11 protein-coding genes are annotated in these 12,736 nt (G+C 60.7%); 10 read left to right on the forward strand and 1 reads right to left on the reverse strand.

The window, feature by feature from the left end; genetic code table 11:
* Window positions 1-2: 2 nt before the first annotated feature.
* The 3 genes from J2Y39_RS14020 to J2Y39_RS14030 all read left to right on the forward strand — a co-directional run bounded on the left by J2Y39_RS14020 (window position 3) and on the right by J2Y39_RS14030 (window position 1,789).
* Window positions 3-485 carry a GNAT family N-acetyltransferase gene (locus tag J2Y39_RS14020; protein ID WP_056790189.1) on the forward strand — a complete coding sequence of 161 codons (483 nt, stop codon included), beginning with the start codon at window positions 3-5 and terminating at the stop codon, window positions 483-485.
* A gap of 144 nt (window positions 486-629) precedes the next feature.
* Complete coding sequence (locus tag J2Y39_RS14025) at window positions 630-956, forward strand: hypothetical protein (RefSeq protein ID WP_041479953.1); 327 nt, start codon at window positions 630-632, stop codon at window positions 954-956.
* 83 nt (window positions 957-1,039) lie between these two features.
* Window positions 1,040-1,789, forward strand: a complete 750-nt coding sequence (locus J2Y39_RS14030; protein ID WP_310218270.1) for a YkgJ family cysteine cluster protein — start codon at window positions 1,040-1,042, stop codon at window positions 1,787-1,789.
* Between the two features lie 135 nt (window positions 1,790-1,924).
* Here J2Y39_RS14030 and J2Y39_RS14035 read toward each other — a convergent pair whose 3' ends face one another.
* Complete coding sequence (locus tag J2Y39_RS14035) at window positions 1,925-2,164, reverse strand: hypothetical protein (protein WP_016773292.1); 240 nt, start codon at window positions 2,162-2,164, stop codon at window positions 1,925-1,927.
* 406 nt (window positions 2,165-2,570) lie between these two features.
* Here J2Y39_RS14035 and J2Y39_RS14040 point away from each other — a divergent pair, with 406 nt between their 5' ends.
* The 7 genes from J2Y39_RS14040 (at window position 2,571) to J2Y39_RS14070 (ending at window position 12,606) form a co-directional block, all read left to right on the forward strand.
* Window positions 2,571-3,731: an efflux RND transporter periplasmic adaptor subunit gene (locus J2Y39_RS14040; protein ID WP_310218273.1), complete on the forward strand. Its 1,161-nt coding sequence runs from the start codon at window positions 2,571-2,573 to the stop codon at window positions 3,729-3,731.
* On the forward strand, window positions 3,728-6,841 hold the full coding sequence (locus J2Y39_RS14045; protein ID WP_310218275.1) for a multidrug efflux RND transporter permease subunit: 3,114 nt from the start codon (window positions 3,728-3,730) through the stop codon (window positions 6,839-6,841). Before J2Y39_RS14040 ends, J2Y39_RS14045 begins: the two co-directional genes overlap by 4 nt.
* Window positions 6,842-6,848: 7 nt before the next feature.
* On the forward strand, window positions 6,849-7,526 hold the full coding sequence (locus J2Y39_RS14050) for a heavy metal response regulator transcription factor (protein WP_016773287.1): 678 nt from the start codon (window positions 6,849-6,851) through the stop codon (window positions 7,524-7,526).
* Window positions 7,516-8,880 carry a heavy metal sensor histidine kinase gene (locus J2Y39_RS14055; protein WP_110603077.1) on the forward strand — a complete coding sequence of 455 codons (1,365 nt, stop codon included), beginning with the start codon at window positions 7,516-7,518 and terminating at the stop codon, window positions 8,878-8,880. The genes J2Y39_RS14050 and J2Y39_RS14055 overlap by 11 nt, the downstream gene beginning before the upstream one ends.
* Window positions 8,881-9,179: 299 nt before the next feature.
* Window positions 9,180-9,401 carry a hypothetical protein gene (locus J2Y39_RS14060; RefSeq protein ID WP_016773285.1) on the forward strand — a complete coding sequence of 74 codons (222 nt, stop codon included), beginning with the start codon at window positions 9,180-9,182 and terminating at the stop codon, window positions 9,399-9,401.
* Window positions 9,402-9,595: 194 nt separating this feature from the next.
* Window positions 9,596-10,912, forward strand: a complete 1,317-nt coding sequence (locus J2Y39_RS14065; RefSeq protein ID WP_310218280.1) for an OprD family porin — start codon at window positions 9,596-9,598, stop codon at window positions 10,910-10,912.
* Window positions 10,913-11,097: 185 nt separating this feature from the next.
* Window positions 11,098-12,606: a sensor domain-containing diguanylate cyclase gene (locus J2Y39_RS14070; RefSeq protein WP_310218283.1), complete on the forward strand. Its 1,509-nt coding sequence runs from the start codon at window positions 11,098-11,100 to the stop codon at window positions 12,604-12,606.
* Window positions 12,607-12,736: the final 130 nt, after the last annotated feature.

Raw genomic sequence — 12,736 nt, forward strand, 5'->3', positions numbered from 1 at the left:
TCTTGGCCGAGACGTTTTGCTTTCTGCTGCGCCGCGACTTGAGTGGACCTCTGCCGGATGCTCAGCGGCCGGACGGGATTGAGCTGTCCGTCTACCGCGAGGAACTGGCGCCGGCGGTGCATCAGTTGATGTACCTCGGACATCTGGAAGGTGGCGGTCGAGTGCCGTCACTGGACGATTGGCAGCGGCGCTTTGCCAGCGACCCTGAATACGATCCAGCGCTGTGTTTCGTCGCCTGCGATGCCGAGGGTGTGGTGGGCGTGGCGCAGTGCTGGACCAGTGCGTATATCAAGAATCTGGTGGTGCACCCGCGAATGCAGGGCCGGGGGCTTGGACGCGCGTTGTTGCTGCATGCCTTCAGCGTCTTTCAACAGCGGCGCGAGGGATTTGTCGATTTGCGGGTTCTGGAGGACAACCTGCGGGCGCGGCGGTTGTATGAAAATGCCGGGATGGTTGTGGTTCGGCGCGAGCCTGTGCCCGACTGATCTACCGCTTTCGCGAGCAGGCTCGCTCCCACAGGTGGATTGCATTTCAAACTGTGGGAGCGAGCCTGCTCGCGAAGGGCAGCACTGGCAACTTCCGCTATCCGACAGACTCCAACCTTGGCCATAACCAAGGATGCCCCAACCATGAAAGCCATCACCCTGGCGCTGCTCAGCCTCACCGCCCTCGCCTCCCAGGCCCATGCCTCCAGCCCCGACGCCTGGGCTGCCTATGACAAGACCGTCCTCGCCAGCTGCACCAAGGCCAGCGGTCTGAAAAACGTCAAACCGGTCGGCACACCGGCGCAATTCGACGACCGCGTCGGTTACACCGCCGTTCTGCTGCAAGGCCAATACCCGCAGAAACACATGAAAGGCCAGCAAGGCAGCGAGCTGTGCCTGTACAACAAACAGTCGAAAACCGCGTACGTCACCGAGTGGGATTCGATTCGCCCGACCGCCAAACCTCAGTGAATGGCGCACAACTTGCTTCGACCCGGCCCTGTGCGGTGGTTTTCCGCCACCGTTTCACACCCTGATTGAAGACAGATCGCTCAATGAATACGACGTTTTCCTGTGTAGGTTGCGGCAAATGCTGCACCGATCACCATGTCCCACTGACGCTCGCCGAAGCCCGCATGTGGGCGGCGGATGGCGGTCAGGTGATCGTGCTGGTCGAGGCGTTTCTCGGCAATGGCCTGGGGCTGCCAGCGCAACAGCGCGAACATGCCGAGCGCCGTTCGGCGGTGGTTCGCAGCGGCACTACTGATGCTCACGTGGCGATCACCTTTGCCGCCTACAACGTCGGCCCCTGCCGGAATCTTGACGACGAAAAGCGCTGCCGGATCTACGAGCGTCGCCCGCTGGTGTGCCGGATTTACCCGGCGGAAATCAATCCGCACATCCCGCTCAATCCTGCTGCCAAGGATTGCCCACCGCAGTCCTGGGAACAGGGACCGGAGCTGATTGTGGGGGGCGAGTTGGTTGATCGGGAACTGGTTGAGTTGATTCAGCGTTCACGTCAGGCGGATCGGGATGACATCAGACTCAAGGATGCGATCTGCGCAACCCTGGGAATTCGCACCACGGCGCTCAAGGGCGACGGGTTCACCGCGTACTTGCCGAACATGGATGCCTTTGCGGCAGTGATTGACCAAGTGAGCGCGCAACCGCTGGCGGCGCGAACCAGTGAATGGCTGTTTCATTTGTCCGGCGATGACGTGGCCGGACAGGTACTGGCTGCGGGTGGGCAGGTGGTGACCGAACCGGCGCAGACTTATGCGTTTATTTCATTGCGCGCGGCTTGATCTGACATTTGTGCTGTAGCGGCTGTCGCATTCGCGAGCAGGCTCGCTCCCACATTGGATCTGCGCCAAACACAAAACCTGTGGGAGCGAGCCTGCTCGCGAAGAGGCCAGCACAAGCACCATCACTTTCCGATGTCAGCGCTTACCCATCGACCGACGCGTCCCCGGCGGCGCCATGCCCGGGGTTTTGGTGTGGCCATTCTTCGCGCCATTCTTGTACCACGGCTGATTCGAGCCTTTCGCCGAGGCAAGCTCGCCCGGCTTGAACGGGAACTTGAACGCCGGGATCTCGGCCTTGGTTTCGCTGGCGTCAGCCACTTCAGCCGGGACGTCGCTCACAGCGTCGTCAACCGGCGGTTGGGTCGGGGAAGTCATAAAAGCTCCGGGAACATAAAGTCGGCCCGATCAGTGAGCCGCAAAGGCGCGCAGTATACCTGTGCGCTGTGGCTCGGCATCTGAAGATTTGCACGGTGCGCTGAATGGTTTCCCCTCACCGTAACCCTCGCCCTGGGGAGGGGACAGACCGAGGTGTTTACTCGAGGTCCGCCGACATGGGATACCGAGTCGAACTCAGGTTCGAAAAGCCCACAAATCGGCTCCCTCTCCTTGGGGAGAGGGCTGGGGTGAGGGGCGAATCCAACACAAGACCATCGCCGCACACTGCTACTCCCCATCTATACAAACGAAACTGACAATCCTGACAGCCAGCCGTCACCCTGCCGACCGCCTGACCGGTTTATAACTGGTCAATCTGCCCAAACTCCAGACTTCGGCGCCGCGCATGTCCATCCAGAAAAACAAAATCCTGCTGGCCACTCTCCTGATTCTGCTGGCAGCCGCCGGCCTGTGGTTCGCGCTGAAACCGGCGCCGGCCAAACTGGCTACACCGACCGCCATCCCGGTACGCGTCGTAACGGTCAGCGCCAAAGACGTGCCGCGCTACACCAGCGGCATCGGCTCGGTGCTTTCGCTGCACAGCGTGGTGGTGCGTTCGCAGATCGACGGCATTCTGACGAAAATTCTGGTCAAGGAAGGCCAACGGGTCAAAGCAGGCGACCTGCTCGCGACCATTGACGACCGCTCGATCCGCGCCAGCCTCGACCAGGCCCGGGCGCAGTTGGGCGAGAGTCAGGCGCAGTTGCAGGTCGCGCTGGTCAATCTCAAGCGCTACAAACTGCTCAGCGTCGACGACGGCGTATCGAAACAGACCTTCGACCAGCAACAGGCCTTGGTCAATCAGCTCAAAGCCACTGCGCAAGGCAATCAGGCCTCGATCGATGCGGCGCAGGTGCAACTGTCCTACACGCAGATTCGCTCTCCGGTTACTGGGCGCGTCGGTATTCGTACGGTCGATGAAGGCAACTTCCTGCGCATGACCGACACCCAGGGCCTGTTCACCGTCACGCAGATCGACCCGATCGCCGTCGAGTTCTCCCTGCCGCAGCAGATGCTGCCGACCCTGCAAAGCCTGATCAGCGACCCGCAACGCGCCCCGGTCAAGGCTTACATCGGCGCCGACACCGATGGCGAAACCGGCAATTTGCTCGGCGAAGGTCAGCTGACCCTGATCGACAACCAGATCAACGCCAACACCGGCACCATCCGCGCCAAGGCCGAGTTCGCCAATGCCAGCCAGAAGCTCTGGCCGGGTTTGCTGGTGACGGTAAAAATCCAGACGGCTGTGGATAAAGATGCGCTGGTCGTTCCGCCCACCGTCGTACAGCGTGGCCTCGAACAACACTTCGTTTACCGCGTGAAGGACGACAAGGTCGAGGCAGTGCCGGTGCAAATGGTTTATCAGGGCAGCGGTCAGGACATCATCAAAGGCGTCAACGCTGGTGACGTACTGGTGACCGACGGCCAGTCGCGGCTCAAGCCCGGGGCGAGCGTGCAAATCATGAGCGAGCCGCCGCAAGTGGTGCAGGGGGAGCCCAAGCCATGAACTCGCACAAGGGCATCTCGACCTGGTGCATCGATCACCCGGTAGCGACGATTTTGCTGACGTTCGCTCTGGTACTGGTCGGCGTAATTGCCTTTCCGCGTTTGCCGATTGCGCCACTGCCGGAAGCGGAATTTCCTACGATCCAGGTCTCTGCACAGTTGCCCGGCGCCAGCCCCGACACCATGGCTTCCTCGGTGGCGACGCCGCTGGAGGTGCAATTCAGCGCCATCCCCGGCATGACCCAGATGACCTCGAGCAGCGCGCTGGGCTCAACCCTGCTGACCTTGCAGTTCACTCTCGACAAAAGCATCGACACCGCCGCCCAGGAAGTGCAGGCGGCGATCAATACCGCCGCCGGCAAGTTGCCCAAAGACATGCCGACGCTGCCCACATGGAAAAAGGTCAACCCGGCCGATAGCCCGGTGCTGATCCTCAGCGTCAGCTCGACGCAAATGCCCGGCACCGAACTCAGCGACCTGGTGGAAACCCTGCTCTCGCGTCAGATCAGCCAGATCGACGGCGTCGGCCAGATCAACATCACCGGTCAGCAACGCCCCGCGATCCGAGTGCAAGCCTCGGCGGACAAACTCGCGGCGATTGGCCTGACGCTGGCCGACATTCGGCTGGCGATTCAGCAGACCAGCCTCAACCTGGCCAAAGGTGCGTTGTACGGCGAATCGAGCATTTCCACGCTGTCGACCAACGACCAGTTGTTCCACCCCGAGGACTACAGCGAGCTCATCGTTTCCTACAAGGATGGCGCCCCGGTTCACCTGCGCGATGTCGCCAAAGTCGTCAACGGTGCGGAAAATGCCTACGTGCAGGCCTGGGCCGGAGATCGCCCCGGCGTAAATCTGGTGATTTTCCGCCAGCCCGGCGCCAACATTGTTGAAACCGTTGACCGCATCCAGGCCGCCCTGCCCGGCCTCGAAGCGATGCTGCCGGCCTCGGTGCAGGTGAAAACCCTGATCGACCGCACGCAGACCATCCGCGCCTCGCTGCATGAAGTGGAAATCACTTTGCTGATCGCGATCCTGCTGGTGGTCGCGGTCATGGCGCTGTTCCTGCGGCAGTTATCGGCGACGCTGATTGTCTCGGCGGTGCTCGGTGTCTCGCTGATCGCCAGTTTCGCCCTGATGTACGTCCTCGGCTTCAGCCTGAACAACCTGACGCTGGTGGCGATCGTCGTCGCGGTCGGCTTCGTTGTGGACGATGCGATCGTGGTGGTGGAAAACATTCATCGCCATCTCGAGGCCGGTGACGATATGCGCGAGGCGGCGATCAAGGGAGCCGGCGAGATTGGCTTCACCGTCGTTTCGATCAGTTTCTCGCTGGTGGCGGCATTCATTCCGCTGCTGTTCATGGGCGGTGTGGTCGGGCGCCTGTTCAAGGAATTCGCCCTGACCGCGACGTCCACCATCATGATTTCCGTGGTGGTGTCGCTGACGCTGGCGCCAACCCTTGCTGCGCTGTACATGCGCAAACCGGTGCATCACGCCAGCGCCAAACCGGGTTTCAGCGAGCGCTTGCTCGGCTGGTACGAAAAAGGCCTGCGCCGCGCCCTCGATCATCAGAAACTGATGATTGGTGTGTTCGGTCTCTCGCTGGCGCTGGCTGTTGCCGGTTACATTTTCATTCCCAAGGGATTTTTCCCGGTGCAGGACACCGGTTTTGTCCTCGGCACCACCGAAGCCGCTGCGGATATTTCCTACGGCGACATGGTGAAAAAACACTTGGCGATGGCCGAAATCGTTGCAGCCGATCCGGCGGTGCAGGCGTTCTCGCACTCGGTGGGTGTTTCAGGCAGCAACCAGACAATCGCCAACGGGCGCTTCTGGATCGCCCTGAAAAAACGTGGCGATCGCGATGTCAGCGCCAGCCAGTTCATCGATCGCATCCGCCCGCAACTGATGAAAGTGCCCGGCATCGTCCTTTATTTGCGCGCCGGGCAGGACATCAACCTCAGCTCCGGCCCTAGCCGTGCGCAGTACCAATACGTACTCAAGAGCAACGACGGCGCGACCCTCGCCACCTGGACCCAGCGCCTGACCGAGAAACTGCGCAGCAACCCGGCGTTTCGCGACATTTCCAACGATCTGCAACTGGGCGGCAGCATCACCCACATCAGCATCGATCGCAGCGCAGCGGCGCGTTTCGGCCTGACGGCAAGCGATGTCGACGAGGCGCTGTACGATGCGTTCGGCCAACGGCAGATCAATGAATTCCAGACTCAGGTCAATCAGTACAACGTGATTCTGGAACTGGATACCAAACAACGCGGCAAGGCCGAAAGCCTCAACTATTTCTATCTGCGCTCGCCGCTCAGTGGGGAAATGGTGCCGCTGTCGGCGCTGGCCCGATTCGACGCGCCGACCATCGGCCCGCTGTCGATTGCCCATGACGGCATGTTCCCCGCCGCCAACATGTCATTCAACCTCGCCCCCGGCGTGGCATTGGGCGATGCGGTGATTCAGCTCAATCAGGCCAAGGCCGAGATCGGCATGCCCACCGCGATCAGCGGCAATTTCCAGGGTGCGGCGCAGGCGTTCCAGAGTTCGCTGGCCAGCCAGCCATGGCTGATTCTGGCGGCGCTGGTGGCGGTATACATCATTCTCGGCGTGCTTTATGAAAGCTTCGTGCATCCGCTGACGATCATTTCGACCCTGCCGGCAGCAGGCCTCGGCGCGGTGATCATGCTGTGGATCTGCGGCCAGGACTTTTCGATCATGGCGTTGATCGGTCTGGTGCTGCTGATCGGCATCGTCAAAAAGAACGGCATCCTGATGATCGACTTTGCGCTCGAGGCGCAGCGCCAGCGCGGCCTGGCGCCGCAGGAGGCGATTTTCGAAGCGTGCATCACCCGGTTCCGGCCAATCATCATGACCACCCTCGCCGCCCTGCTCGGCGCATTGCCGCTGATGCTCGGTTACGGCACCGGCGCCGAACTGCGCCAGCCGTTGGGCATTGCCGTGGTCGGTGGTTTGCTGGTCAGCCAGATGCTGACGCTGTTCACCACGCCGGTCATATACTTATGGCTCGAGCGGCTGTTTCACCGGCACTCACACCCACCAGCCCCAACGCCCGCAACGGCACTGGCGACCACAGACTGAGGCGGTCATGCGCGTTCTGATTATCGAAGACGAAGAAAAAACCGCGGACTATCTGCACCGTGGCCTGACCGAACAGGGCTACACCGTGGACCTTGCCCGCGACGGCGTCGAAGGCCTGCATCTGGCACTGGAATGCGACTACGCCGTGATCGTGCTCGACGTCATGCTGCCGGGGCTCGATGGCTTCGGCGTACTGCGCGCATTACGTGCGCGCAAGCAAACCCCGGTGATCATGCTCACCGCCCGCGAGCGCGTCGAAGATCGCATCAAGGGCCTGCGCGACGGCGCCGACGATTACCTCGGCAAACCGTTTTCCTTTCTCGAATTGGTCGCCCGCCTGCAAGCGCTGACTCGCCGTAGTGGCGGCCACGAACCGGTACAAGTGACCATCGCCGACCTGTGGATCGACCTGATCAGCCGCAAGGCCACCCGCGCCGGCACGCGCCTGGACCTGACGGCGAAAGAGTTCTCCCTGCTCAGCGTGCTCGCCCGGCGCCAGGGCGAAATTCTCTCGAAAACCGCCATCGCGGAAATGGTCTGGGACATCAATTTCGACAGTGACGCCAACGTCGTCGAAGTCGCGATCAAACGCCTGCGGGCCAAGCTTGACGGGCCGTTCAACGAAAAACTGCTGCACACCATTCGCGGCATGGGTTATGTGCTGGAGAGCCGTGGTGTCCAGTAACTCGATTGCCTTGCGCCTCAGCGGCATGTTCACGCTGGTGGCGCTGGTGGTGTTTCTGTTGATTGGCGGCGCGCTGTATCAACAGGTCGACAAGGGCTTGGGATTGTTGCCCGAAGCCGAGCTGGATGCGCGGTACAGCGTGCTCGAATCCACCGTTGGCCGTTACGGCACGCCGGAGCATTGGGTGAAGATCAACAACAAGCTCAAACTGCTCGGTGAGGAAGACAAGCGCATCAGTTTCTGGATCAGCAGCGGTGATCCGCGCTACGAATACGGCAATCTCACCCCGCAGATTCGTGCCGCCATCAATGGCCCGTTGGGCATGCACGATCTGCAACTGCCCGATCAACCCTACCCACTGAAAGTGCTGGTCAGTCAGTTCCCCGCCAAGGATCAGCGCCCGCCGTTGCGTTTCATGATCGGCATCGACACCGAGACGCTGCATCAGACCCAGCATCACTTGCTCATCGCCCTGATCAGTCTGGCGATTGTCGGGGTGCTGCTGGCCTCGGCATTGGGCTATTGGGTCGCAAGAATCGGTCTGAAGCCGTTGATCAAACTGTCGCAGGAAGCCCAGCGTCTGGCACCACCACTGCGCGCCGGGCGCTTGCGTCTGTCGCCGCTGCCGCCGGAACTGGAGCAGTTTGTCGAATCGTTCAACTCAACTCTGGAACGGGTTGAACTGGCCTATTCGCGGCTGGAATCGTTCAACGCCGACGTCGCCCATGAACTGCGTTCGCCGCTGACCAACCTGATCGGCCAGACCCAGGTCGCACTGACTCGCGGGCGCTCCGCCGAACACTATTTCGAAGTGCTGCAATCCAATCTCGAAGAGCTTGAGCGACTGCGCTCGATCATCAACGACATGCTGTTTCTGGCCAGCGCCGATCAGGGCAACAAGGCGACCAAACTGACCTCGACGTCACTGGCTGATGAGGTGGCGACGACACTGGACTATCTGGATTTCATTCTTGAGGACGCGCAGGTTGAAGTGCAGGTCAGCGGCGATGCGCAAGTGCAAATCGAGGTCGCGCATCTGCGCCGGGCGCTGATCAATTTGCTGAGCAACGCTGTGCAGCATACCGAACCGGGCCAGGTGATCGAGGTGCGCATCGAGGTTGAAGAACACCAGGTGAGCATTGGCGTGGCCAATCCCGGGACTCCGATTGCCAGCGAGCATCTGCCGAGGTTGTTCGAACGGTTTTATCGGGTCGATGCTTCGCGCAGCAACAGCGGCAATAACCACGGGCTGGGGCTGGCCATCGTCAAGGCGATTGCGCTGATGCATGGCGGGGATGTGTTTGTGCGCAGTGATCGGGGCATGAACACCTTTGGCATCCATCTCCCGGTCTGAATGCTCAGCCAAGCCCTGTGGCGAGGGGATTTATCCCCGCTCGGCTGCGCAGCAGTCGCAAATCCTGTGCACAAGCTCTAAGAATCTTTGAGGCTGGAATTCTTGGGGCCGCTTCGCAGCCCAACGGGGATAAATCCCCTCGCCACAGGCCACCATCACGCACAGACCGGGTTGTTACCCGTGCCGATCTTTGCTTTTGCTGTAACAGTCATTTATGAAAATCGCGCTGTTTCCCAACCCTCGGCAACCTTATCTTTGCCCGCACCAAACAGCACTCGCCAAGCGAGAAGGTTTTCAAGATGTCCAACAGTATGGGTATTGCCAGCGCATTCGTTTTGTCCTCATTGATCCTGTCGCCGATGGCGATGGCTGAAGAATCGCAAGCGTTCGTGGCGCACAACGTCGCGCGCGCACAGGCATTCGATCAGCATCAGGCCGAAGTGATGGCCAAGGCTCAAGACGCGACGCAATCCCCGCAGGCCGCCACTTCCCAGGCTCAAGCGCTCGAGAAAGACAGCTGAGTCGCACCGCGAAAGGTTTCCCTCGACGCGGTTGTTTGGCTCTTCCCGTTCAACCGTCGTCACTCCAGGCCGCTGCCATTCAGCGGCCTTTTTTCGTTGTGGTCTGAAAGCCGTCTGCTGCGTCTGTAACAACAAGAAACATCAAGCCGCTCAAGAAACAGAGCCGCCCGCTGACCCAAGGAGCCCCACCGCACGTGTTTTACCCTGCCTGCCTCACCCCGCTGTTCATTGCAATTGCCGCAACGATTGCCCCCGCTGTCCACGCCGACGAGCTCGCTGAACAAGGTTTCGTCGAAGGCTCAAGCCTCAGCCTCAATGCCCGCAACTACTACATGAATCGCAACCGCTTGCAGAAAGCGGACGACAACATTGAATGGGGGCAAGGTTTTCTCGGGGTTTTCGAATCGGGTTATACCGAAGGCACGGTCGGCTTCGGCGTCGATGCTCATGCCATGCTCGGCTTGAAACTCGATGGCGGAGGCGGTACCGACGGTTCGAGCATCCTGCCGATCAGCGACGGCAACGGCAAAGCGCCGGGCTCGTTTTCAACCGCCGGCGGGACCCTGAAGCTGCGAGCATTCGATACCGAACTGAAGGCCGGTGACCTGTTCCTCACCAACCCGGTGATTGCCGGCGGCGACACGCGGATGCTGCCGCAGACCTTTCGTGGCATCAGCCTGAGTAACCGCAGCTTCGACGGCTGGCTGATCGAAGGTGGCCAGGCCAGTTTCACCAAGCCGTATAACCAGAGCGGTCATACCCGAATCGGCACGTCCTACGGCACGCTCGCCGATGGCGATGACAGCCAACACTTGAACTGGGCCGGAGTGGCCTGGAGCGGCGTTGAAGGCCTGACGAGCAGCCTTTACGCGTCCGAGCTCAAGGACATCTGGAACCAGTACTACTACGACCTCGACTACACCTGGCACTTGAACGATGTGATAAGCCTCAACCCGGGCGTGCACTTCTATCACACGCAAGACACCGGTGATGCGCTGCTCGGCGATATCGACAACAACACCTGGAGCGCGCATCTCACCGTCGGCATCGGCAGCCACAGCGTCACTGCCGCCTATCAGCGGGTCAACGGCAACACGCCGTTCGACTACATCAGCCAGGGCGACAGCGTTTACCTCGACAACTCGCAGCAGTATTCGGACTTCAACGGTCCGAACGAACGCTCCTGGAAGCTCAAGTACGCTTACGACTTCACTGGCCTCGGCATGCCCGGATTGACCTCGGCGCTGTCCTATTCACGCGGCACGGTGGACCTGACCAAAGCCGACCCGAACAGCGCAGGCTATTCCAGCTGGTACAGCGCCGACGGCCATAACGCCAAGCATTGGGAACGCGACATCGATTTGCAGTACGTCGTGCAAAGCGGCCAGGCCAAGGATCTCGCGGTACGCCTGCAATGGGCGACCAACCGTGGCGGCAACGGCTACGGCGCGATTGATTCGGATACAGATGAATACCGCGTGATCATCGACTACCCGGTCAACGTCTTCTAAGATCGGCGCTGCGTTTTTCAGATCCTGTGATCTACCCTGTGGGAGCGAGCCTGCTCGCGAACGCGGTTGATCCATCAACATTGATGTTGAATGGCACACCGCTTTCGCGAGCAGGCTCGCTCCCACAAGTTTGTCCGGCGTCAGCCCTACTAAGCTTACGAAACCACTCCTACCGACAGCCCATCATGATCACCAGCCGCACGCCTTCCGTCACAGGCCTTACCGGTCGCCCCGAGCGCCTGCTGATCCTTGGCAGCCTGTTGACCGTGATTGCGATGGTGTGCATCGTCACCTTCCTGCTGATCCGCGAGTACGCCAGTGCGCAGGAAGTCGCCACGCGCCGCGCCACGACCATCGCGCAATTGATCGACGCCGATGTGCTGCGCACCGTCGAGCTGTACGACCTGACGCTGCAAGGCCTGATCGCCGCCGCTCAGCGTGACGACCTGCAGAACGTCTCGCCGCAGATCCGTCATCTGGCACTGTTCGATCGCTCTGCCACCGCGCGTTTCAAGGGCGACATCCTCCTGCTCGACAAGCATGGCGAGGTGATCGCCGACTCCTCGCGCATCGAACCGAAACCGGGCAATTTCGCCGACCGCGATTATTTCCTCGCCCATGCGTTCAACCGTGACATGGGCATGTTCATCAGCCGCCCGTTCAAGACCCGTTGCGATTGTGAAGAAGCCGATCAGTGGCGCATCAGCTTCAGCCGGCGCATCTCCTCGCAGACCGGCGAATTCCTCGGCGTAGCAGTGGCGTCGCTGAAACTCGACTACTTCGACGACCTGTTCAAAAGCCTCGACATCGGCACCGACAGCACACTGAACATCATCAACAGCGATGGCGTGCTGCTCGCGCAGAAGCCCTATTTGCAAAGCGATTCGGTCGGCAAGAGTTTCGGCAACCGCCCCAACGTCGTGCGGATTCTCAACGATCGCGATGGCAGCGGCAGTTTCACCAGTACCTCGAGCATGGATAAACAACGCCGGCTCTATACCTACTCGCGGGTGGGCAATCTGCCGTTGACGGTGATGGTCGCGCTGTCCAGCGAGGAGGTGTTCGGCACCTGGCGCCGCACAGCGATTCTGATCAGCGGCGCCACCGGCGTGTTGTGCCTGGGGCTGTTGTGGCTGACCTGGCTGCTCGCCCGGGAACTGCGTTTGCGCCATCGCGCCGAACGCGAACTGGCGCAACTGGCTGCCACCGATGATCTGACCGGCGTTGCCAACCGACGCCTGCTCGACCAGACCCTGCGCCACGAATGGTTCCGCGCCCAGCGCTCCGGCCAGCCGCTGTCGGTGATGATGATCGATGCTGACCACTTCAAGGCCTTCAATGATCGCCATGGCCATCAGGCCGGGGATCAGGTGTTGCGCGAACTGGCCAAGGTAATCACCGCGAACGTGCGGCGCCCGGCGGATCTGGTCGCGAGGTATGGCGGTGAAGAGTTTTCGGTGATTCTCGCCGAGACCGACAGCGCCGGGGCGCAGCAGATCGCCGAGCAGATTCGCCGGGCTGTGGAAAACTTGCCATGGGTTGAAGGCGCTGAGCGGGCGATGACGGTGAGTATCGGCATCGCCACCTGGACATCGGCGAGCGAGATGACACTTGAGCAGCTGCTGTTTGCAGCGGACAAGGCGCTGTATCAGGCCAAGGAAGGCGGGCGCAATCGCGTTGTAGTGTCAATTTAAAGTCAAAAGATCGCAGCCTTCGGCAGCTCCTACATCTGCAATGCGGTATCCCTGTAGGAGCTGCCGAAGGCTGCGATCTTTTGATCTTTTAAAGGGCATAAAAAAAGGCCATCCGAGGATGGCCTTCAAA

The organism is Pseudomonas sp. 2957, assembly GCF_031456345.1.
Taxonomy (GTDB): domain Bacteria; phylum Pseudomonadota; class Gammaproteobacteria; order Pseudomonadales; family Pseudomonadaceae; genus Aquipseudomonas; species Aquipseudomonas siliginis.